The 21,995-nt window shown below is 62.7% G+C and carries 22 protein-coding genes and 2 pseudogenes; 12 read left to right on the forward strand and 12 right to left on the reverse strand.

What is annotated here, in order from left to right; translation table 11 throughout:
- Positions 1-6: 6 nt before the first annotated feature.
- The 5 genes from WN982_RS00915 (at position 7) to glmS (ending at position 5,686) form a co-directional block, all read left to right on the forward strand.
- Positions 7-825: an SDR family oxidoreductase gene (locus WN982_RS00915; protein ID WP_341313999.1), complete on the forward strand. Its 819-nt coding sequence runs from the start codon at positions 7-9 to the stop codon at positions 823-825.
- Positions 826-913: 88 nt separating this feature from the next.
- The gene (locus tag WN982_RS00920) at positions 914-1,309 is read left to right on the forward strand and encodes a dihydroneopterin aldolase (protein WP_341314000.1); all 396 of its coding nucleotides are present in this window, start codon (positions 914-916) and stop codon (positions 1,307-1,309) included.
- A 3-nt stretch (positions 1,310-1,312) separates the two neighbouring features.
- The gene (ttcA, locus tag WN982_RS00925; protein ID WP_341314001.1) at positions 1,313-2,302 is read left to right on the forward strand and encodes a tRNA 2-thiocytidine(32) synthetase TtcA; all 990 of its coding nucleotides are present in this window, start codon (positions 1,313-1,315) and stop codon (positions 2,300-2,302) included.
- Positions 2,303-2,447: 145 nt separating this feature from the next.
- Positions 2,448-3,809, forward strand: a complete 1,362-nt coding sequence (glmU, locus tag WN982_RS00930; protein WP_341314002.1) for a bifunctional UDP-N-acetylglucosamine diphosphorylase/glucosamine-1-phosphate N-acetyltransferase GlmU — start codon at positions 2,448-2,450, stop codon at positions 3,807-3,809.
- Positions 3,810-3,868: 59 nt separating this feature from the next.
- Positions 3,869-5,686, forward strand: coding sequence for a glutamine--fructose-6-phosphate transaminase (isomerizing) (glmS, locus tag WN982_RS00935; protein WP_341314003.1), 1,818 nt, complete (start codon positions 3,869-3,871; stop codon positions 5,684-5,686).
- A 507-nt stretch (positions 5,687-6,193) separates the two neighbouring features.
- On the opposite strand, the gene WN982_RS00940 is transcribed toward glmS, so the two are convergent.
- Positions 6,194-7,048, reverse strand: coding sequence for a DUF1571 domain-containing protein (locus WN982_RS00940; RefSeq protein WP_341314004.1), 855 nt, complete (start codon positions 7,046-7,048; stop codon positions 6,194-6,196).
- Positions 7,049-7,481: 433 nt separating this feature from the next.
- Positions 7,482-7,652: pseudogene (locus tag WN982_RS00945) on the reverse strand (methyltransferase); the annotation flags it as partial.
- Between WN982_RS00945 and WN982_RS00950 the strand changes: the two are divergent.
- The 3 genes from WN982_RS00950 to WN982_RS00960 all read left to right on the forward strand — a co-directional run bounded on the left by WN982_RS00950 (position 7,600) and on the right by WN982_RS00960 (position 11,277).
- Positions 7,600-7,755, forward strand: a complete 156-nt coding sequence (locus tag WN982_RS00950; RefSeq protein ID WP_341315871.1) for a hypothetical protein — start codon at positions 7,600-7,602, stop codon at positions 7,753-7,755. The pseudogene WN982_RS00945 and the gene WN982_RS00950 sit on opposite strands and share 53 nt — an antisense overlap.
- A gap of 326 nt (positions 7,756-8,081) precedes the next feature.
- Positions 8,082-9,506, forward strand: a complete 1,425-nt coding sequence (locus WN982_RS00955) for a trypsin-like peptidase domain-containing protein (protein ID WP_341314005.1) — start codon at positions 8,082-8,084, stop codon at positions 9,504-9,506.
- Positions 9,507-9,627: 121 nt separating this feature from the next.
- Entirely contained in the window at positions 9,628-11,277 is a 1,650-nt protein-coding gene (locus tag WN982_RS00960; RefSeq protein WP_341314006.1) for an LssY C-terminal domain-containing protein, read from the forward strand.
- Between the two features lie 527 nt (positions 11,278-11,804).
- Here WN982_RS00960 and WN982_RS00965 read toward each other — a convergent pair.
- Positions 11,805-12,596: a HAMP domain-containing sensor histidine kinase gene (locus WN982_RS00965; protein ID WP_341314007.1), complete on the reverse strand. Its 792-nt coding sequence runs from the start codon at positions 12,594-12,596 to the stop codon at positions 11,805-11,807.
- 34 nt (positions 12,597-12,630) lie between these two features.
- Here WN982_RS00965 and WN982_RS00970 point away from each other — a divergent pair, with 34 nt between their 5' ends.
- Genes WN982_RS00970 through WN982_RS00985 form a run of 4 tightly spaced genes read left to right on the forward strand, consistent with a single transcriptional unit; the run spans position 12,631 to position 15,674 of the window.
- Entirely contained in the window at positions 12,631-12,891 is a 261-nt protein-coding gene (locus WN982_RS00970; RefSeq protein WP_341314008.1) for a hypothetical protein, read from the forward strand.
- Entirely contained in the window at positions 12,863-14,047 is a 1,185-nt protein-coding gene (locus WN982_RS00975) for a diacylglycerol kinase family protein (protein ID WP_341314009.1), read from the forward strand. Before WN982_RS00970 ends, WN982_RS00975 begins: the two co-directional genes overlap by 29 nt.
- Entirely contained in the window at positions 14,044-14,886 is an 843-nt protein-coding gene (locus WN982_RS00980; protein WP_341314010.1) for a metallophosphoesterase, read from the forward strand. The genes WN982_RS00975 and WN982_RS00980 overlap by 4 nt, the downstream gene beginning before the upstream one ends.
- A complete protein-coding gene (locus tag WN982_RS00985; protein WP_341314011.1) occupies positions 14,883-15,674 on the forward strand; it encodes a phosphatase PAP2 family protein in 792 nt (263 codons plus the stop codon). Before WN982_RS00980 ends, WN982_RS00985 begins: the two co-directional genes overlap by 4 nt.
- A 66-nt stretch (positions 15,675-15,740) precedes the next feature.
- On the opposite strand, the gene WN982_RS00990 is transcribed toward WN982_RS00985, so the two are convergent.
- The 9 genes and pseudogenes from WN982_RS00990 to WN982_RS01030 all read right to left on the reverse strand — a co-directional run.
- Positions 15,741-16,118 carry a RidA family protein gene (locus WN982_RS00990; RefSeq protein WP_341314012.1) on the reverse strand — a complete coding sequence of 126 codons (378 nt, stop codon included), beginning with the start codon at positions 16,116-16,118 and terminating at the stop codon, positions 15,741-15,743.
- 406 nt (positions 16,119-16,524) lie between these two features.
- Positions 16,525-17,076, reverse strand: coding sequence for a hypothetical protein (locus WN982_RS00995; RefSeq protein ID WP_341314013.1), 552 nt, complete (start codon positions 17,074-17,076; stop codon positions 16,525-16,527).
- Between the two features lie 226 nt (positions 17,077-17,302).
- A complete protein-coding gene (locus WN982_RS01000; protein WP_341314014.1) occupies positions 17,303-18,328 on the reverse strand; it encodes a hypothetical protein in 1,026 nt (341 codons plus the stop codon).
- A 282-nt stretch (positions 18,329-18,610) separates the two neighbouring features.
- Positions 18,611-19,633: an SGNH/GDSL hydrolase family protein gene (locus WN982_RS01005; protein WP_341314015.1), complete on the reverse strand. Its 1,023-nt coding sequence runs from the start codon at positions 19,631-19,633 to the stop codon at positions 18,611-18,613.
- 113 nt (positions 19,634-19,746) lie between these two features.
- The gene (locus WN982_RS01010; RefSeq protein ID WP_341314016.1) at positions 19,747-19,944 is read right to left on the reverse strand and encodes a hypothetical protein; all 198 of its coding nucleotides are present in this window, start codon (positions 19,942-19,944) and stop codon (positions 19,747-19,749) included.
- Between the two features lie 77 nt (positions 19,945-20,021).
- On the reverse strand, positions 20,022-20,249 hold the full coding sequence (locus tag WN982_RS01015; protein ID WP_341314017.1) for a hypothetical protein: 228 nt from the start codon (positions 20,247-20,249) through the stop codon (positions 20,022-20,024).
- Positions 20,250-20,446: 197 nt separating this feature from the next.
- Complete coding sequence (locus tag WN982_RS01020; protein WP_341314018.1) at positions 20,447-20,620, reverse strand: hypothetical protein; 174 nt, start codon at positions 20,618-20,620, stop codon at positions 20,447-20,449.
- Positions 20,621-20,764: 144 nt separating this feature from the next.
- Positions 20,765-21,076: a hypothetical protein gene (locus WN982_RS01025; RefSeq protein ID WP_341314019.1), complete on the reverse strand. Its 312-nt coding sequence runs from the start codon at positions 21,074-21,076 to the stop codon at positions 20,765-20,767.
- A gap of 518 nt (positions 21,077-21,594) precedes the next feature.
- A pseudogene (locus WN982_RS01030) lies at positions 21,595-21,865 on the reverse strand (sigma factor-like helix-turn-helix DNA-binding protein); the annotation flags it as partial.
- Positions 21,866-21,995: the final 130 nt, after the last annotated feature.

Genomic DNA, 21,995 nt, shown 5'->3' on the forward strand with positions numbered 1-21,995 from the left:
TTGTAAATGACCGCCTCTTTCGACACCGCCGCCGCCCGCGCGCCTGAAACGCCGCGCGTCGTGCTGATTACCGGCGCCGCCCGGCGCATCGGCCGGGCGCTCGCGCTCGGCTTTGCCGCGCGCGGCTGGGATGTAGCCGTCCACTACGGCGCCTCGCACGCGGATGCCGATAATCTGGTCGCGGAAATCGTCGCGTTGGGCCGGCGGGCAGTCGCGTTGCACGCGGAACTGGCCGACGAGGCTCAGGTCGAGCGGCTGCTGCCGGACTGTATCGCCGCGCTGGGCCGCCCGACGTGTATCGTCAACAATGCGTCGCGCTTCGAAGAAGATACGGCGCAGGACGTCGGCTACGAGCGTCTCCTGAAGCTGACGGCGATCAATCTCGGCGCGCCGCTCGTGCTGGCGCGTATGCTGTTCGAGGCGACGCCCGAGGCGGCGCGCGCCGACGAACGCCTGCGCGGCGTCGTGATCAATGTGCTGGACCAGAAGCTGTACAACATGAACCCGGATTACCTGTCGTACACGCTGTCGAAGGCGGCGTTGCAGACGGCGACGGTTGCGCTCGCGCAGGCGTTGGCGCCGAAAGTACGCGTGGTCGGGCTCGCGCCCGGTCTGACAATGCAATCCGGCGATCAGACGCCGGCCGGCTTTGCAGAAGCTCACCGTACGACGCCTTTGGGCCGCGCGTCGCGGCCGGAGGATATTGTCGCCGCCGCGCTGTATCTCGCCGATGCAGCGGGCGTCACCGGAACGACGCTGGTGGTCGACGGCGGGCAGCACCTCATGCCGCTGCCGCGCGACGTAATGTTTTTGACGGGCGCCTGAAGCGTGCGCAGCCTGCCGACAATGGCGGCTGCCGCGCTGCGAAGCGTCCCTTTGCGTGCCCTGCACGCTTTTTTCGACTGGAACGAACATGTTTGCCGCTCTTTCGCATCCCCGGCTCGCCGATTGCCGCCGGCTTTTTCTGCGCAATTACGAAGTGCACATCAACATCGGCGTGCACGACTTCGAAAAGCGCGGCGAACAGCGCGTCGTGATCAACGTCGAACTGTTCGTGCCGCTCGCGCTGTCCACGCCGCTCGAGGACAAACTGCGCGAAGTCGTCGACTACGACTTCATGCGTTCGACCATCGCGCGCCGCGTCGAGCAAGGGCATATCCACTTGCAGGAAACGCTCTGCGACGACCTGGTCAAGACGATGCTCGAACATCCGCAAGTGCGGGCAGCGCGCGTATCGACCGAAAAACCGGACGTTTATCCTGACTGCGACGCGGTGGGCGTCGAAGTCTTCCGTATCAAAGAGGATTGAGCCATGAATGCTCAGGAAATCCTGAACGACACTGCGGTCACCGAGGCCGCGCAGGCCCCAACGGGCAAAACGCCGCTTACGCGCCGCGAACAGAAAGAAGCGTACGAGAACAACAAGCTGTTCAAGCGGCTTGCGCGCCAGGTCGGCGAGGCGATCGGCGACTTCAACATGATCGAGGACGGCGACAAGGTGATGGTCTGCCTGTCGGGCGGCAAGGATAGCTACGCCATGCTCGACATCCTGATGCGGTTGCGCGAACGCGCGCCGATCAACTTCGACATCGTTGCGGTGAATCTCGACCAGAAGCAGCCCGGCTTTCCGGAGCATGTGCTGCCCGAGTACCTGAAGCAACTCGATATCCCGTTTCACATCGAGAACCAGGACACGTACAGCATCGTCAAGCGGCTGGTGCCGGAAGGCAAGACCACCTGTTCGCTGTGCTCGCGGCTGCGCCGCGGCATCCTGTACCGCGTCGCCGGCGAGCTCGGTGCGACCAAGATCGCGCTCGGCCATCATCGCGACGACATCCTGCAAACGCTGCTGCTCAACCTGTTCTACGGCGGCAAGCTGAAGGGCATGCCGCCCAAGCTGCAATCGGACGACGGCAAGAATATCGTGATCCGGCCGCTTGCCTATGTGAAAGAGACCGATCTGGAAAAGTACGCGGAGTTGCGCGAATTTCCGATCATTCCGTGCAATCTGTGCGGCAGCCAGCCGAACCTGAAGCGCGCGGAAATGAAGGCGCTGATCCGCGATTGGGAAAAGCGCTTCCCGGGCCGCGTCGAGAACATGTTCAATGCATTGTCGAACATCGTGCCGTCGCATCTGATGGATCACAAGCTGTTCCCGTTCGCCAGTCTGCGCGCGAGCGGCGAGGCCGATCCGCAAGGCGATATCGCGTTCGACGAAGAACCGTGCTCGACCGATGCCGGCGACGGCGCAACGCTTAACGGATCGAAGCCGATCTCGATCGTCCAGTTCGACGATCTTTGAGCGGCTCGGAATAGCCTGGAAACCGCGGCCCGGAAACCGGGTGTTTCCGGCTATTTCAGCCTGTAACAAGGCCTGGCGGGCGGCCTTGCCGTCAGAACCTGCGTGATAGAATTGGCGGCTCCAAACTCGTCTCTTTGCCGACGCCATGAACATCGTGATTTTGGCGGCAGGCACCGGTAAGCGCATGCGGTCCGCGCTTCCCAAGGTGCTCCATCCCCTGGCCGGCCGGCCACTCCTCGCTCATGTCATCGACACTGCCCGCACGCTCAAGCCCACGCGTCTGATCGTGGTGATCGGCCATGGCGCCGAAGCGGTGCGTAAAGCCGTGGCGGCGCCGGACGTCCAGTTCGCCGTGCAGGAGCAACAGCTCGGCACCGGCCACGCAGTGCAGCAGGCGCTGCCGCTGCTCGATCCTGCCGTGCCCACGCTCGTGCTGTACGGCGACGTGCCGCTAACCCGCGCCAGCACGCTGCAGGCGTTGACCGACCGTGCGGGGCAGGGCGGCTACGGCGTCCTCACCGTTACGCTCGACGACCCGAGCGGCTATGGCCGTATCGTGCGCGACGCGCAGGGCAAGGTTTCGCGCATCGTCGAACAGAAAGATGCGACGCCTGAACAACTGGGCATCGCCGAAATCAACACCGGCATCATCGTCGCGCCGACCGGGCGCCTCGGCGGCTGGCTCGCGTCGCTGAAGAACGACAATGCGCAAGGCGAGTTCTACCTGACCGACGCCGTCGAACTGGCAATCGAAGCAGGGCTTGAAGTCGTCACCACGCAGCCGGACGAAGTGTGGGAAACGCTCGGCGTGAACAGCAAGCAGCAGCTTGCCGAACTCGAACGGATACATCAGCACAACGTTGCCGATGCATTGCTGGTCGCGGGCGTCACGCTTGCCGATCCGGCGCGGCTCGACGTGCGCGGCACGCTTGAGTGCGGGCGCGATGTGTCGATCGACGTCAACTGCGTGTTCGAAGGCCGCGTGACGCTGGCCGACAACGTGACGATCGGGCCGAACTGCGTGATCCGCAACGCGACCATCGGAGCCGGGACGCGCGTCGATGCGTTCACGCATATCGAGGGCGCCGAAGTCGGCGCGAACGTCGTGCTCGGGCCGTATGCGCGGCTGCGTCCTGGCGCGTCCTTGCAGGACGAATCGCACGTCGGCAATTTCGTCGAGGTGAAAAACGCGGTGCTCGGTCACGGTTCGAAGGCGAATCACCTGACCTACATCGGCGACGCGGATATCGGCGCGCGCGTGAACATCGGCGCGGGCACCATCACCTGTAATTACGACGGCGCAAACAAATTTCGCACGATCATCGAAGATGATGTGTTCGTCGGCTCCGATACGCAACTCGTTGCGCCGGTGCGCGTGAAGCGCGGCGTGACGATCGCGGCGGGCACGACCGTCTGGAAGGACGTCGAAGAAGACATGCTGGTCCTGAACGACAAGACTCAAACAAGCAAGACGGGCTATGCACGCCCGACCAGGAAGAAAAGCTGATGGGCATGCCGCGCGTGAGGCGCGCACCCTGAAACCCAGCACTGAAAAGGAATTAAGCCATGTGTGGCATTGTCGGCGCGGTTGCGCAACGTAATATCGTTCCCGTCCTGATCGAAGGACTGCGTCGCCTCGAGTATCGCGGCTACGACTCGTGCGGCGTCGCCGTGCTCGGAAACGACGGGCCGCGCCGCGCACGCAGCGTCGCGCGCGTGGCGGATCTCGACGAGCAGGTGCGTGAAAGCCGTCTTGAAGGCATCACGGGGATCGCCCACACGCGCTGGGCGACGCACGGCGCGCCGGTGACGGACAACGCGCACCCGATCTTCTCGAAAGATGCGCTCGCGTTGGTACACAACGGCATCATCGAGAACTACGAGTCATTGCGCGAAATGCTGCGGGGCAAGGGTTACGCGTTCGTCTCGCAGACCGATACAGAGGTTATAGCGCACCTGATCCACAGCCTGTATCGCGGCGACCTGTTCGCCGCCGTGCGCGAGGCCGTCGGGCAGTTGCACGGCGCGTATGCGATCGCGGTGCTGCACAAGGATCAGCCGCACACGGTGGTCGGCGCGCGGCAAGGTTCGCCGCTGGTCGTGGGTTTGGGTAACGGCGAGAATTTTCTCGCTTCGGATGCGTTGGCGCTGGCCGGCAGCACCGAACGCTTCATCTTCCTCGAAGAAGGCGACGTTTGCGAACTGTCGCTCGACGGCGTTCGTATCGCCGATCGCGACGGCAACGAAGCGCAGCGCGACGTGCGTCAGGTTGCTGCGTATGGCGGCGCGGTCGAACTCGGCCCGTATCGTCACTTCATGCAAAAGGAAATTTTCGAGCAACCGCGCGCGATCACCGACACGATCCCGCAAGCCGATTCGTTCGACGCTTCGCTATTTGGCGAGGGCGCGGACAAGGTGTTCGCGGACATCGATAGTCTGCTGATTCTGGCGTGCGGCACGAGCTACTACTCGGGGCTAACCGCGAAGTACTGGCTTGAATCGATCGCGAAGATTCCGACCCAGGTTGAGATTGCGAGCGAGTATCGCTATCGGGAGTCGGTGCCGAATCCGAAATCGCTGGTGGTGGTGATTTCGCAGTCGGGCGAGACGGCGGATACGCTGGCCGCGCTGAAGCATGCGCAGTCGCTGGGGCATAAACATACGCTGGCGGTGTGCAATGTGGGCACGAGCGCGATGGTGCGCCAGACCGAGTTGTCGTTCCTGACGCACGCGGGGCGCGAGATCGGTGTGGCGTCGACCAAGGCGTTCACGACGCAGCTGGTTGCGCTGTTCGTGCTGGCCGTGACGCTCGCGAAGCTGCGTGGGCATGTGAATGCCGCGCAGGAGGCGGATTATTTCAGGCAGCTGCGCCACTTGCCGGCCGCGTTGAATAGCGTGCTGGCGCTGGAGCCGCAGATCATCGCATGGTCGGAAGAGTTTTCGCGCAAGGAGCATGCGTTGTTCCTCGGGCGTGGGTTGCATTACCCGATCGCGCTTGAAGGCGCGTTGAAGCTCAAGGAGATTTCCTATATTCACGCGGAAGCGTATCCGGCCGGCGAGCTGAAGCATGGGCCGTTGGCGCTCGTGACTGAAGCCATGCCGGTTGTGACGGTGGCGCCGAATGACGCGCTGCTGGAAAAGCTGAAGTCGAATATTCAGGAGGTGCGGGCGCGCGGCGGCCAGCTGTATGTGTTCGCGGATGCGGATACGAGGATCGTGAATGATGAAGGGCTGCATGTGATCCGGATGCCGGAGCACTATGGCTTGCTGTCGCCGATTCTGCACGTGGTACCGTTGCAGTTGCTGGCTTATCACACGGCTTGTGCGAGGGGCACGGATGTGGATAAGCCCAGGAATCTTGCTAAGTCCGTTACGGTGGAGTGAGGGGCGGGGCGCTGGTCGCCCTGGTTGATGAATGACAAATATGTTTGTCTTCGGACAATTATGTTTGTCTTCTTACAAATATGTTTGTCTTCGTTAGCACGGCACGTGCTGGGGGACGCGGTGTTGCGATTACCGTCCGGTTGCCTGTCGTCGACCGGATGGTGTGGTAGTCGGATGGCGGGCCCGCCAATAGACGGATTCCAGCAAGCCATTTGGTTTGGATGGAAAGCAATTGCGAGTTAGATGGCAGGCAGGATGACGGGCGCGGAGGTGCCGCTCGAAGGCAACCGTTCCGAGGCCGATACGGCGGTGTCGTTGTGCTCGGGGAAAAACGGCGCAGGACCGATGACGCTATGCGCACCGGCCATACTTGGCGAGAGCCTGATTTCACAAGTGTCGCGATGCCACGTTACAAGCGGGCACGTGACGACGCGGGATACTTACGACGAACTGTTCCAGCGTGCGCCATTCAGGTCCGCCGTCGCACTGGCCGATAGCGGCGCCGCGTCAGAACCTGTACTCCGGATTCTTTGGATCGAATACCGAATCGTCGAAACGTTTCAGCGTCACGTCCGTGAACGAAAACTTCTCGAAGAGTTCGAGATCGTTGTCCCACGCTTCGCTCGTGCGAAAAAAAGGTTGCCGCAAGTCGAGGCCGAGCCGCTCCTTCTTTGCATAGAAGTCGGGCCGTCCGGTAGGTGTTTCCCACGTGAACGCTACTACGCGCGCACCATGATCGTTCAGCACCTCGATCTTCGAGGGCTTCTCGACGCCTGCCGCGCGATACTTCTTCAGCTCAGCCAGAAACAGATCCGTGAAATAGTCTATGCCCAGTTCACGCACCGTATGGTTCGACTGTGCCTTGACGCGAGCGCCATTGATTGGTACCCAGAAGGACGCGAGGTTGAGGATCCCACCCAGATGCGCGTAAAGCTGGTCCGGATCCTTCGTCTCGTCATAAATCATTTCCTGCCCGGCATTCCTGCCGTCAGCCAGCCACTTAACGTAGACTTGACGCGGCTCCTGACGATAGCGAACCAGCATGTGAGCCGGCTTCGTCTGCCATCTGCCTTTTACGCGCTGTTGGCTGAACGTCTGGAACTCGTATTCCCGGTAGCGCGCACTTCCCGTCTGCACGTAGCGAGAAAGTGTGTCGGGCGCGAGCGCTCGAAAGAGTTCGATCAGTTGCGCGTCGTCCGACCTTTCGAGCTCACCGCTTCGGGCGGCGTGGCTTAGCCAGACTACCTGGCGCTCGACAGGCAGACTCGCTACCTGTGCGATCGCGACGGGTGACTGATCTCCCGGCGCTGGATGGCTCGCCGGTGTCGGCGCGTCCTCAGCATGCCCAGGCGCGACAATCATTGCAGCCGATGCGAGCGCTAGAGATGCGAGCCTCGCGAACCCTGCGGCGCGGGACTTTATTGACGTCTGGGCGACACGCAGCATGTGGCACCTCGGATTCGTCGATTTTTCGTTAAGACAGCGCAGCAAGCACGATCCACCGCCTTCTGACATGAGTCTAGAATGCGTCGCTCGTTTCGCGATCGGCTGTCGAGCTCAGGCGCGGCGCCTCAGCGATTTCGACCTGCTCATGGAAGTCATCGGCGACCTTGCTCCCTATGTCCGGTGGCAACGATCGAACGATGGCGTCCAATAAAGCCTCCGCAGCGTGAATGATCCCAGCATGGAACGAGTTCAATGCGAAGGTCCGGTGAAGGCGTCGCAAGAGCAATCTAGCACGATCCGCAGGTACGTTCAGGTCGGCTCATCCGCCTCTACGCGGTTCCGAACACAATCAGGTCCGCTCAGATAAGGGGTCGACGGGCGTGTGCGCGAAGCCGACTTCCGTCGCCCATGCACGGCACTGTGCACCGATATAGTCGAAGCCGCCAGGCGTCTCGATACGCATGCGCATGCTCATCAGAAGGCCGAAGACATTCGGCCTGCGCGCATCGTCGATGCGGGAAGCACCAGCCGATCCGTTCATCTATCGCGATCGCTCCACTGATTTCATCGCCGTCGAGCGGGGACAGGGCAAGGCGATCAAGTCGAACCGCTCAGTTGCCTGATTGTCCGCAGCGGCCCGTATGCAACTGTCATTAACGTCGACATCGACCCGCCTGAACAAGTCTATTGACTCGATCCCCCACCATCCGCGTCCGTGAATCCGGAGCGTGGATCGCATGGCCGCTGTCAATGCGTTGGCCGTTGCAGATTTTTGCGCTTTCGATTTCATCGGTGCGCTGTGTCACAGTCGCCGGTTGCTACGCGCGAAATAATTTATCCACGTGCGTGTTAGCCACCGGCGCTTTACGCGCCCAGCCCCGGCATAACGACCGCCCTGGAGGTGCGCTGTGTTCCACCAGACTTTTCCCGCACCTTGTTCCGCGCTGCCGTGATAGCTGTATTTCTCGTTGGCTATCCGTGCCTGAAGTCAACGGCGACTGCCGCGGGCTCGGCTCCGCTGCCTGCGAAGGAGAAGCGGGTTTCGCCCGCTAACGCTGCTACGCCGGTCGACTTCCCTACCATCGTAGAGCGATACGGGCCCGCCGTCGTAAATATCAGCACGACGGCCCAGGAGCAACCAACGTCTGCGTCGGCCTTCGTGGCGCTCGATCCTGACGATCCCTTTTTTGCATTCTTCAGGCGCGCGGCGCAGCAACCGCAGGAGTCACAAGGCAACCCGCCAGGCGCGATATCGGGTGTCGGCTCCGGGTTCATCGTGAGCCCCGATGGCCTCATTCTGACCACAGCCCATGTGGTGGATCGCGCCGACGAAGTTACGGTCAAGCTGACCGACCGACGCGAGTTCAAGGCAAAGGTGCTGGCTGTCGACGCCCAGAGCGACGTCGCGGTGATTCAAATCGACGCGACGAAGCTTCCGACGGTCAAGCTCGGCGACTCGTCGCGGGTGCGCGTCGGCGAGCAGGTGCTGACGATCGGATCGCCCGACCGCTTCCAGAATACCGTCACAGCCGGCATTGTCAGCGCCACTTCTCGCACGCTGCCGGATGGCAGCAATTTCCCCTTTTTCCAGACCGATGTCTCCGTCAACCCCGACAACTCGGGTGGCCCGCTGTTCAACGGTGCTGGCGAGGTGATCGGCATTGCCGTGCAGGTTTATGCGGACTTAGACAGGTACCCCAGCCTGGCCTTTGCCATCCCGATCAACATGGCGGCCAAGGTGCGATCGCAGTTGCAAACCCAGCGCAAGCTACCTCCGGGGGGGCTTGGCGTGGAGGTACAGGACGTCGGCCCCGGCTTGGCGGCGGCCTTTGGTCTGCCGCGACCGGCAGGTGCGCTGGTCAATTCCGTCGCGCCCGGCACACCGGCCGCCGTGAGCGGCCTCAAGCCAGGCGACGTGATCATCCGGATCGGCGACAAGACGATCGATCGCTCGGCCGAACTCGCCGAGGATGCTGCGGGTCTGCCGCCCGGGACGAAAACCACACTCAGGCTGATCCGCAACGGAAGACCGATGACGATGACGATGACGGTCATGGTCGGCGCGTCCGGGGAAAGCCCCAACGCTCGACAAAACGAAGGCAGCGCAACGGATCGCCTGGGCCTGGCCATGCATCCGCTGACTGATGGCGAGCGGCGCACGAGCGGGCTTCCGCAAGGTCTGATGGTCGATGGGGTCTATGGGGCTGCGGCAAGCGCTGGCATCCAACCCGGCGATATCGTCCTGTCGCTCAATGGCACGCTGGTCGCCTCGCAGGAGGAACTGGCCGCGTTGGCAACAACGGCAGGGAAAAAGGTAGCGTTGCTGATACAGCGTGACCACGCGCGCAGCTTTATCTCGGTCGAGCTCAGGTGAATGCGTGCCGGCCAGCCGGGTTCGGTGGGATGAGAGTGTCGGATGCCCGGCGGCTGTAGCGGGTACGCTGTAAAAAGACAAAAGGCCCACCGGCAGGGATAACAGGTCGCGGGTCAAACCAATGCTTTCCGCAATCATTTTTTACACGTTCTTGTTCCTCGCCCTGGTCATCGTCCCGGTCGGGCTGATTCTTGTCGTCCTCCTCTTGTTGGATCACGAGCGCAGGCTCTGGCAAAGCGTAACGGCTGTTGCTGGCCATATAGGCGCAATGATGGCACAAAGACCTGTTATTTCTGGTCTTCTAAAACGCTTCCCGCGCACCGCAGACTTCCTGGGTCGCCGACTCGATTCCCACGCCCCCTGGGGCCTGCCGGCGACGGTCGCCGGCGTTGGCATTCTCTTCGGATTGTGGTTTTTCCTGGGTGTGCTGCAGCATATCCTGGCAAACGACCCCCTTGTGGCACTGGACATCCGGTTACATAACGCCGTGCCACTTTTCCGCACCACGGGGATGACGTGGTTCATGATTACACTCACGCAGATGGGCAGCGCTGCAGTTTTATCCCTCCTATGCGCGGGCATTGCCGCCCTCGCACTGGCGCGCGAACAGCGGCGTCTTGCGGCCACGTTCATGCTTGCGCTCGCGGGCACTGCCCTCATTTCGGCAATTGCCAAGGCGCTCGTTGGCTATGCACGACCGACTGACGCGATTATCAGCGTGCAGGAAGCGAGCTTCCCATCGGGACATATGCTGTCGGGTACTGTCGTGTATGGATTGCTCGCGGCACTTCTGTTGGGCAGCCGGGTGCGTCGGGGAGTGCGCGCTCTTGGGATTACGCTGCTGCTCCTTGTCATCGTCGGCATCGGCCTGTCGCGCCTCTATTTAGGCGTGCACTGGCCATCCGACCTTCTTGGCAGCCTCGCTCTGGCGCTTATTCTCCTTGCATGCCTGTTCTTTTTCCAGCATCACGACCATCCCGTCCGATGGATCGACACATTCCCGCTGCCCCTTCGCAGCCGCGTCTTCCACTTTACAGGCAGTGCCGTTCTTGTCATTGCCATAGGCACCACCGCCATACTGACAAGCCGGACGAAAATGGTCCTGATCGGGCCGCCTCCAGTTGCCCACGCGCTCGATATCCACACGCTGCGAACATCACTTCCTCCCGACCTTCCACGTTGGTCGGAGGACCTTATTGGTGGCCGGATGGAGCCGATTTCTCTTGTCTTTGTCGGCTCCGAAATCGATCTGGTGGATGCCTTTACGCGTGCGGGATGGACGCGCGCCGACCTCCCGACACCGTTGCGCGTTGTACAGGAAGCGCTCGCCGCGTTGCGAAACCAGCCCGACCTGACGGGTCCGGCAACGCCTGCCTTCTTCGCCAACCGGCCTCAAAACCTCACTTTTGAAAAGCCGGATGCGGGCTCTCCGAGCATTCGGAGGCGACACCATACCCGACTGTGGCGGACGACATATTGCCTGGTACCCAGTTGCCGTCCTGTGTGGGTGGCAACCGCTAGTTACGACGTGGGTGTCTCATTCTCACAGCGCCTTCATCTTCCGACCCACCGCATTGATCCCGCCATCGACAATGAGCGGACCCTCATTGCCACCGATCTCCATCGAGCCGGGGCGACACTGGAGGGAAGCGTTATGGTAGCGCCCCCCCTGCACGGGATGAACGCGGCGGGTGACCCGTTCTCGACGGATGGTCGTGCGGTCGTGCTGGTTTTACCCGGCGGGTTCAAGTCCGAGACGCAGCATCATTAGCAATGCAGATAGCCTTCGCCACGGCGTCGATCTTGGAGGCCGAGGGGACGGGGTGAAGTTCGTCAGCCGGTTCGTTGAACTGCCGGAGCACGTCCCCTTGAGCATCAAGGGTGTTTGCAGCCGGCGATTCCGTAGCGCGTACTGACGCAATCCAGCACAAAGCGCGTCATGTCCACCGAATACTGCACCGGGCCGCCGCCTGAGGGGAAGCATAGACCGTCTTCGTCCAAACACCGACGAATCCATGGGAATCTTTGGTCACCGATCCGGCGTCGACGAAAACCTGAACGTCGGGGTTCGATGCAACGCGAACCCAATCGGCTCTTGCCGCGTTGCCGAATGACACAGCGGACGCGAAGACAACAACGGGTCCCCTCTACAACGCGAAAGCGACCGGCCGCAACAGGGTGTAGCAATATGAGCCATCGTGATTTTCGCAGCGTCGTTTCCCATCCTGATCGCGATCTCGGCCTGCCAGTATGTCGTGACCGCATGGTACTCACAGGGTGGCCTGGCAGCGGCCGCGCCTAGCTTTCCGTCATCGCATACCGGGGCAGGCTGATCGTGAAAATGCAGCCCGTACCTGGCACATCGCGCACGCTCAGAATCCCGTCATTTGCCTCGACGCTGCGCCTCGCGATGGACAGTCCGAGCCCAAGGCCGGTTCTGTCCTCGCCGTTCTGGGTGGAAGGCAGGAACATCCGTTCCGCATTGCCGGACGGAAGACCCCCGCACTGGTCCTTCACATCGATCAGGATGCGATCCGACACGGCATACGCGTCCAGGGTCACCTCGCTGTGAGGATGTGTGAACTTGAAGGCGTTCTGCAGCAGGTTTCCCACCGCCGAGTAAAGCTGGTCACGATCTCCACTGACGGAGAGTCGCGGGTCCACCGCGGACACCTTCAATACGCATCCACGAACCTGGGCCGCCAGGTCAGCGGCACGTTTGACCTCCGCGATGAAGTCAGCAACGGAAAACATTCTGGATTGCACGGACAGCCCCGCTGCCGTACGTACCTCATCCAGCGAGTGATCGATCAGATCGCTCAGCCCGTCGAGGCTTCGCTCCAGCACCGCTCCCGTGGCGCCAGACAGACTTAGATTTCCGGTTTTGGCGGCGGTAAACGCGAGGGTGACAGTCTGAAGAAAGTTACGCAGTTCGTGGGCGAAAAATCCCATCCGTTCATGCATCTCAATGGCCTGCCTGTCCGCCATGACAAAATCTCGCTGATAGCTGAATTCGGTGACCGCATCGGCAATTGCGTTGTCCAGACACTGGGCGCCTGATGGTGGCTCGGCCTGGGCCTTGGCGCGCATGGGCCGTCCTGACCTGCTGCTGACCGACTAGGACATGCCTGGCATCGACGGCCCCACGCTATGCCGGATTTTCCGGAACGATCCGGTGCCGGCCAGCGTGCCGATCATTATGGCGTCGTCCTTGAGCTTGCCGCCCGCCGGCACCCCTGATTTACACAATCTGTTCCTGCAAAAACCGGTCGATGCCGTCGCACTGCTGGCTGCGGTATCCGCGCTCGCGGTTGTAGCTGTAGCAACTGACACGTCGCAAGTAGATGCAAAGCTGGATGACGGACCTTCCGGAGACCAGCAATAATCAGACAATGCGGTGCGCTCAAGATGGCGCCATGACCACTGTCCGCCAAATGCGTCGTCACCAGATTGGTCGCAGGACCGATAGCCGCGTCGCGCTTGTCCGGCGAAAGACCGAGCCACGCGTGACCGGCGGACCCCACGGGTTATCATGCATCGACTTCCGCTGCAGGAGCGACGCCCTGATGCCCCCCACTCCGGTTGACGCCGCTGCGCCATTTCATATCGTCCTGAACGTCGCCTCCGGCAGCAATGATGCGGGAGCCACGCGCAACACGATCGAGACCATCCTGGCCAGCGCGAACCGTGAGCACCACGTGCGCCTGGTCGAGCGGCCCGAGCAGCTTGATCTGGTCGCCCGGCAGACCGTTGCTGAAGCGCGCTTGCGCAGCGGCGTGGTGGTCGTGGCCGGTGGCGACGGCACGATCCGCACGGTCGCGCAGGCGACACTCGGCAGCGGGTGCCTGTTCGGCGTGCTTCCGCAAGGCACCTTCAACTATTTCGGTCGGACCCACGGTATCCCGTCCGACACCGCCGATGCGACAGAGCTGCTGCTGTCGGCACGTGCGCATCCGGTGCAGGTCGGTCTGGTCAACGACCGCGTCTTCCTGGTCAATGCCAGTCTCGGCCTCTACCCCGAACTGCTCGAGGATCGCGAAATCTACGCGCGGAAGTTCGGCCGCAGTCGGCTCGTCGCGCTGTGGTCGGCGCTGTCGACGCTGCTGCACGAGCATCGGCCGTTGCGGTTGCTGATGGAGGACGAGGACAAGACACGCCCGATGCGCACCCCAACGCTGTTCGTCAGTAACAGCCGGCTGCAGCTCGAACAGATCGGCATTCCACAAGCGCCGGAACTGGAACACGGTTTGCTCGTCGCGTTGACGGTGCGACCGGTCAGCATGCTGACACAATATTGGTTGATGGTGCGCGGCGCGCTCGGCCAGCTCGGCACGGCCGACGACGTGATCAGCTTTGCCTTCCAGCGTATCGTGGTCACGTCCGCAACGCGCCGTCGCGCGCGCGGCGTGAAGGTGGCGACCGACGGCGAAATCGTCTGGCTGCAACCGCCGCTCGAATTCCGGGTCGCTGCCGAGCCGCTCTATCTGTTGAAACCTGAGCCCGAGTTGCGCTGCGCGCCGTCGCTGTCCGATCCGTCATGAGTTTGCTGCTACAGATTTCCGATCCGCACTTCGGCACTGAACGGCCCGACGTTGTCGACGCGTTGGTGGGCCTCACGCACGACGCCGCGCCTCAACTGGTGGTCATGTCCGGCGACATCACGCAGCGCGCGCGCCGCAGGCAGTTTCGCGCCGCGCGCGCGTTCGTCGACCGGCTCGGCGTCGCCGCAACGCTGGTAATCCCCGGCAACCACGATATCCCGTTGTTCAATCTGGGTGCGCGTCTGTTCCGGCCGTATGCGAACCACCGGCGGGCATTCGGCGACGACCTCGAGCCGATATTCGAATCGGGCCAGTGGCTGGTCATTGCGCTGAACACGACGCGCTTCTATCGCCACAAGAACGGCGAGGTGTCCGCCGAACAGGTCGAACGCGTCGCGGCGCGCCTCGAACAGGCTGCCGAGACGCAGTTGCGCGTGGTCGTCACGCACCAGCCGGTCGCGGTGACCCGTGTGCAGGACGAGACCAACCTGTTGCACGGTCGCGCAGCGGCAGTGCGACGCTGGTCCCAGGCCGGCGCCGACGTGATCCTCGGTGGCCACATCCACTTGCCTTTCGTCACCGCGCTGCACGACCGCTTTGCCGGGTTGCCGCGCAAGGTCTGGGCCGTGCAGGCCGGCACGGCTGTGTCGTCGCGCGTGCGCTTCGAGGCCGGCAATTCGGTCAACCTGATTCGCTGCGTGTCGCCGGCGAGTCCGCACCGCAGCGCGTTGGTCGAGCGCTGGGATTACGTCGACGCGCAGCAGCGCTTCCAGCGCGTTGACGTCAGCGAACTGCATTTCGACGCGTCGCTCGCCGCGCAGCGACAGGAGACCCTATGACGGACACGGTTCGTGCACTGGCCGCGAACGCGCTAGCTGGCTTCGTTGCCACGCTGGTGCTGCTGCTGGGCGCGGCGTGCGGGGCGTGGTGGCTGGCGCTGCGCCGTCGGCGTCGCGTGGCCGCCGACGGCCTGCCGTCGCCGCCCAAAATCGCTGTCTATCTGGGACTGAGCGGCGCGGTGGTGGTCAGTGCGGCCGCCGTATTTGCGACGCTCGCGTGGCAGATGAGCAGCGGCCGGCTTGCGCAGTTCGACCAGGCGTTCACCGACGGAATCCGTCAGTCGGTGCCGCTCGGCGTGGCACACGTTTTTGCTCTGGTCACGCATTTCGGCGATTCGGTGACGCTCGCCGCGCTGTGTGTCAGCATCGCGACAGCGCTGGTGCTCTCGGGAAGCCGTTGCCTGGCGTTATGGTGGGTGCTCGCAATTGCCGGCAACGGCACGCTGAACCGGACGCTGAAGCACGTGTTTGAGCGCGTACGCCCGATGCAGGACCCGACGCTGGCGCTCGCCGACGGGTGGAGTTTCCCGAGCGGACACACGTCCGGGTCGCTGGTTGCCTACGGGATGCTCGCGTACGTGCTGGTGCGCGCGCTGCCGAGGGCCTGGCACCTGCCCGCTCTGCTAGCGGCCACCACGGTCGCGTTCACGACCGCGTGCAGCCGCGTGTTCATCCAGGTCCACTTTGCCAGCGATGTGCTGGCCGGCATCGCGTCGGGCACCGCATGGCTCGTCGTGTGCATCTGCGGCTGCGAACTGAGTTGCTTCGGGAGGGCGCGGCAGCGCTGACGCGTGATGCCCGCAGATAGCGGGGAGCGGACGCTCAAGGGTGCGCATGACCCGCCGTGCAGGGGGTCAAGGCTTATAAGCAATGGCTTCGATTTCTACCTTGGTGCCGACCATGTTCGTCGCCTGTACTGTCGAACGTGACGGCTTGTTCTCGCGGAAGAACTCTCCGTAAATGCGATTGAATTCATCGAAGTCGCGTGCGTCTTCAAGCCAGACGGTTGTCTTCACGACGTCTTCGAGCGTGCAACCCGCGAGCGCGAGTACATGAGCGACGTTCTTCAACGTCAGACGTGTGTGAGCTTCTATCCCGCCAGCGACGATGCTGCCGTCTTCGTCTCTGGCTACCTGACCGGATACAAACACAAAATTGCCGGCTTTCGTCGCTAGCGAGCGTGGCAGGGTTCGTGTGCCCGGATTGCTCTCTGCAAAGTACTCAATCGTCATTTGAGTCACCTCCGCAAACCAGTGTGCCCCTGCGACCGCCGGTGATCAAGGAGCACATCGCTGAAAAACCTCCGCTGCCCTTTCTATACCCCACGCTCTGTAATCGAACCATTTCCCCCGAAATCCTGCGAGCGTCCGGTGACGGGGCCAAGTTCACTTGCGTCCGCTCCTGGCCGGACCGGGCCCGGCGCGACAGGCCGTCCTCGACCCGTTGCCGACATTCGGCAGGTAGGCAGCGTGAGTCTGCTTTCCAGGTACTACGGTCACTGGAGGAGCCCGTGACCGATCCGCCTAGCGGAGCGCGTTAATACAACGCCGTACAGGTGAGCGCGAAGTCGACGGAAAGCGCGGAATTTGCACGATGAAGCTCGTTCCGCTTTCCGAGGATTCGACCTGAATGGTGTCGTTATGCGCGAGTTCGGCCTAACAGGCACAGCGAATGCTTCACCTGCATCGTGTCGTCGCCAACTGTGGAGTCATCGCGGAAAAGCGCGCCGGATGGCGACTCCGGCCACCCGTCCGGATCGGCCAGGAATATGGCGAGCGTCTTCATACTCAAAGGCTTACGATAGAAAACCTGGTACACCGCTCCCATTGCCGTGGCGGAACCAGGGGGTCGAACACGCAGAACGGTCCCGTGGCTCATTTCGACGAGCACTCCGTAAGGGGACGGCACATGAACGTAGTGCATGGAAGGATCAGACGAAACGATCCGAAGCGTGTTGTAATGTTCAGACAGGCCGAGCTTGCGCATTCGGGTGCAGGTAGCCCGGATGTAGACATCAAGGCCACACCGCCTGCGCGGGGTAGACGCCTTGCGCTTTGGGTTGCGTCGGCAAGCGCATTGGCTGTCGGGGTCATGGGTATCGTCGCGGATGGCGATCGGTTCGACTATGATCAGGCGCTCGGGATCATCGGACCCACGTCGCCAGCGCAGCACACGTCCTGGTCCGGTCATGTCGCGCTACCATCGTCACCTCCCGCTCGCGGAACCGCGGTTGCCAGTGCTGAGCTCGCCCCGCCTGTGTCTTCCGCTCCGTCCGATCACCGCGCTGGACCTACTCCGGATTCTGCTGCGCCGCAGTCGGTTACACGGGGGCCTGGTCAAGCAAGCTATGCCGCCACACAGAATCGCCGCCATTCGGCGCCGCACGTGAGAGCAATCGCGCGGCATGCGCCCGAGATCACCCGACCCACATCGCCAACGCAACAAGCGTCTTCGTCCGGTCATGTCGCGAGATCATCGTCACCTCCTGCCCGGGGAACCGCAATTGGCAGTGCTGAGCTCGCCCCGCCCGTGTCTTCCGCTTCGTTCGATCAGCGCGGTGCACCTTCTCCGAATTCTGCTTCACTGCAGCTGGCTGAAGGACAGCCTGCAGGCGGTCACGGCGGAGGCGGTTCGGGCGCGGGCGGTTCAGGCGCAGGCGGTTCGGGCGCGGGCGGTTCAGGCGCAGGCGGTTCGGGTGCAGGCGGTTCGGGTGCAGGCGGTGCAGGCGCAGGCGGTCACGGCGGAAGCGGTTCGGGCGCAGGCGGTTCAGGCGCAGGCGGTTCAGGCGCAGGCGGTTCGGGCGCGGGCGGTTCAGGCGCAGGCGGTTCGGGCGCGGGCGGTTCAGGCGCAGGCGGTTCAGGCGCAGGCGGTTCGGGCGCGGGCGGTTCAGGCGCAGGCGGTTCGGGTGCAGGCGGTTCGGGCGCGGGCGGTCACGGCGGAAGCGGTTCGGGCGCAGGCGGTTCAGGCGCAGGCGGTTCGGGCGCGGGCGGTTCAGGCGCGGGCGGTTCGGGCGCAGGCGGTTCGGGCGCAGGCGGTTCGGGTGCAGGCGGTTCGGGCGCGGGCGGTGCAGGCGCAGGCGGTCACGGCGGAAGCGGTTCGGGCGCAGGCGGTGCAGGCGCAGGCGGTTCGGGCGCGGGCGGTTCGGGCGCGGGCGGTTCAGGCGCGGGCGGTTCGGGTGCAGGCGGTTCGGGCGCAGGCGGTTCAGGCGCAGGCGGTTCGGGTGCAGGCGGTTCAGGCGCAGGCGGTTCGGGCGCAGGCGGCTCGGGCGCAGGCGGCTCGGGTGCAGGCGGTTCAGGCGCAGGCGGTCACGGCGGAGGCGGCCACGGCGGAGGCGGGAACGGCGGAGGCGGGAACGGCGGAGGCGGGAACGGCGGGAACGGCGGGTCAAGGTAATCTGCCGCCTTGTTTTCAGCCGCCCTTTCGTGCAAGAGACGAAGGTCATGGCGGCTACCGGACGGGTAATCACAATTTGTATGGAACATGAAGCGTGAGATCCCTTGCGTATGTCCATCTCTCTAGCGGAAGCTCTGATGGCTGTATGCAGCCGGCCACCCAGGTTCGGGGCAACACTGAGAGACGAATGTCAGCTGCCGAAGTGCATCGGCCATATGAGCGTCCATTTGCTCAGGTAGAGGAATGACGGGAACTGGCCGCTTACTGCCGCACGCCGCAGACAGCAACCCGCCCACTTCTGCCCTTCAACCACCGCCCCCTTTTCCCAGGCTCAGTGACCAAGACCGCTCCTGGCGATCTGCTGCTCCACGAACTGGGCGAACAGTGCATGCAGGCGCGTCGTCGGATGAAGGTCGTCGGCAAATATATACGTCTGATCGGCATTGGCCGTCACGTAGGTACCCGGCGAGCACAGCAATGCTGTCGCATGGGGCGTTTTCGCAGGGTCGCAGGCGACGCTGGTGTTGGACACGGCGAAGCCATTGACCTGAAAGTTCACCACGATCTGGTTCACCCAAGTATAAGAATCGATCTGGATGACCTTGCCTTGCAGGCCATTGGCCTGCAAGGCGGCGTTCAAGCTATCGTTGAAGATTTGCGATAATTGGGTCAGGTTTGCCCCGCCGTCGGGCGAGGCGATGCCTTTGGGCGATCGTCCGACATTCGGAACATTGACCACCACGACATGGGTGGCGCCGTTCTGGACGATCTGCCCGACAACTTGAGCCAGGGTGTTTGCCGCCGTCTGCACGGTCTGCGCCGCGGCCGGCAGCGCCCCGGCGCGAAGCACGTCGTTCGAGCCAACCCAGACCAGCACCAGTTGATTGGAGTTGAAGTTCCCGTGCGCGGCCAGATAGCTCGAAACCTGCTGATTGACGGGCATTTCGATGTTGCCGATCACGTCGGCAAGAAAGTCGTACAGGTTTGCCGGCGTCGCCACCGTGGCGCCGCCCTCCGCGTAGCCGAGTCCGCTTTGCGCACTCAATTTATGAGTGATGTCGATCGTAAATGCCGCGCTTAGCGTATCGCCGTAGTATTGCGCGACATCCTGGGTCCACACTTGCCCCGGGTTGGTCGTGAAACGCCCCCCGCCCAGCACGCTGCCGATCGGCGCATAGGTCCCGACGTCCGACAGGCTGTCGCCGAACGAGACCACTTGCAGATGAATGCCGCCCGCCGGGGTGGCCGAGTTGCTGCCATTACTCGAGCCGCCTCCATGCCCGCCGCATGCGGTAAGCAGTGCAATTACCACGGCAAGAATTGCAGCACCTACCTTGTCATTGATTCCTTGCATAGCTACCTCCGCCTCGCGAATTCGCCGCTGATCGGCCGGGGAGCTGCGCTCACGTGGCCGGCTTTTCTGCGTTCTTGCAATAAGCACTTTCATTAAGCAAAAAGGATGCGCTGCTAGACGTTGATAGAAGTTGGCAGTATTAGGCCTAAACCGATGACATTGAAGATGTCGATCATTGCCTGGACCCCCGCGAGCTTGGCGAGGCGAGCGGCAAGAAATGTAAGGGCGACCAAAATCTTGACGCCCCAAAGCATGTTGCGTCGCCAGCCTGCCTCCGTTTGCGGACGAGTGATGCTTACTTCTTCGGACACGATATATTTCTCCTTTGAATAGATGAGGGGTAGGCCGGCCCTCCGCGGGCCGACTCGAATAAATCATTCGAGCGTGGTCAGCTCGCCCGCGCGGTCTTCAGCGCTTTGGTCCACCACAGCAAGTCGTCGATCGGTTGTTCGGCGACGGCATCCAGCTCGGTCAGGTGCGGGGTGATGTCCTGCCCCTGAAAATGCGCAAACAGTGCCGCTGCCGGGACATGGACCGCCGCTCGGGTTGGCGCGAGCTGCATTTCGACTGCGACCTCGCGCAGTTGCTCTATCGCGCGCGCGCCATTGATAATCATTGGAAGGCCTCCTGGCCGCCCTTCTTTCCTTGGGGCGGCCAGGAGGCCTTTCAATGAGTGACATTCTTATTGTCGCGACGGTGACATTTTTATTGCGGTCTACTGGAGTAGCTCGCTGTTACGTGCCGACCAGTTGCCGCTGCCTGCGGCGGTCGTCGGCACGCAGGCACTTCGGCTGACCGAAATCCCATCTTTGCTTAACCTCGCAACAGTTTCTTATGTGATTTCTTGCGATCCGGCTTCGGTTTGATTTTTGTTACGCCGCCGATCGACGGCGGATCGCTCGCCGGAAAGGTGTCCTCGACGGCCTTGTCGACGTTGTGCTCGCTCTTGTCACTGTTCGGATGTTGCTCGGGATGGTAGATACGCATGATGGCCTCCGGTCGCAGGTGTTGGGGACAATGACGTCCCGGAAATATCAGCGAGGCGCGGTCCTGCAGCGGAAGGCAATGCGGTTGGGACGCGCGGCTCGGGCTCTGGCGTGAGTGCCTGCCGGTGAACGCGAATGCAAACGTCTAGCGCTTGCGCGTGACCTCGCGCCTTGGAGACTGCGTGTTGGCATTCGCGTCATTCTGTATGCGTTGCTGATACGCGTCGCCACCGCGCCGGTCGGTGTCGGTCAGGCCGCGCGAAAGATCCTGATGCGCCTGCCGTCCGACAGCGCGCGTGCCTTCTTCATGTTGCGATTCCGCTGACTGGTCGGTCTCGTGCGGTAGCGGCAGCGGCGCAACTTTCTCATGATTCTCATCCGCCCGGGTGCCGGTGCATCGTTTTGCAGCATCACGGGGGACGGCGTTGGCATTGGGCTCCCGTTCGGCGAGTTTCATCAAAGGCTCCGTTGTGAAAGGTAGATCCGGATCGTCTGTCCAGAGACGGTGCGTGACTAGCGCGCACCATCGAGGCCGGGACGTTTCTTCATCCCGGCGGTGAGTCGCAGCCGCGTCTTCGTATGGCGGCCGTCCATACTTGACGGGACCCCGCTGGCCACGTTCTCCACCTGCGACGAAGGCCCTACCTCAATCCGACATAGCCGAGCACGAACAGAACGATGACCACGGCTCCCACAAGCCAGACGATGTTGTACATGACGCTCTCCTTAGGTTCGACACCCGCTTCAGCCGCCGCGCGACACTTCGGTCGCGACCAGCTGGCGAAACGTGCGGTGGCATCTGGCGTTCTGTCACAACAAGGATGTGCTGCGTTGCGCCGGTCGCCGGTTGTCCGCGAATGCGTGCCTCACGGCAGCGACCCGGGAATCGGTGATGCGCGCAAGGTGTAACGCTACGTTCTCACGTGCGACCGGATATGTCTGTACGGTAGCGGTCAACGACCTTGACTCGATGCGTCAAACCCCTGTTCCTGTTCCACCGGGTGGGCGAGTCATCCTGGTTCCTTCTACGCGCGACAGCACTGACGCAACCAGACGGTCGCAATCGTCACCGCCGAATTCGAACAGGTTGCGCTCGCGCCAGATCGACATCACGCGCGAGCGATTCGCGTAACAGGCTCTTCGCTCGGAAATGCCGGCTGCGCACGGTAGCCTCGGGAATATCGAGGCACTGAGCAGTTTCCTCGAAGCTCATTCCCTCGACAGACCGCAGCACGAACACGGTACGAAGGGCTATCGGCGGGCACCGCCGCGATTGCTCACATCAAACGCGACAGGCCCGTCGCCTGCATCAATGCCGGTGGCGGCAGATTCCCGCTCGGACGCTGGTCCGTCCGGACAATTATCATGTGTCGGGC

The sequence above is a fragment of the Paraburkholderia sp. IMGN_8 genome (assembly GCF_038050405.1).
In the GTDB taxonomy this organism is placed as follows: Bacteria; Pseudomonadota; Gammaproteobacteria; order Burkholderiales; family Burkholderiaceae; genus Paraburkholderia.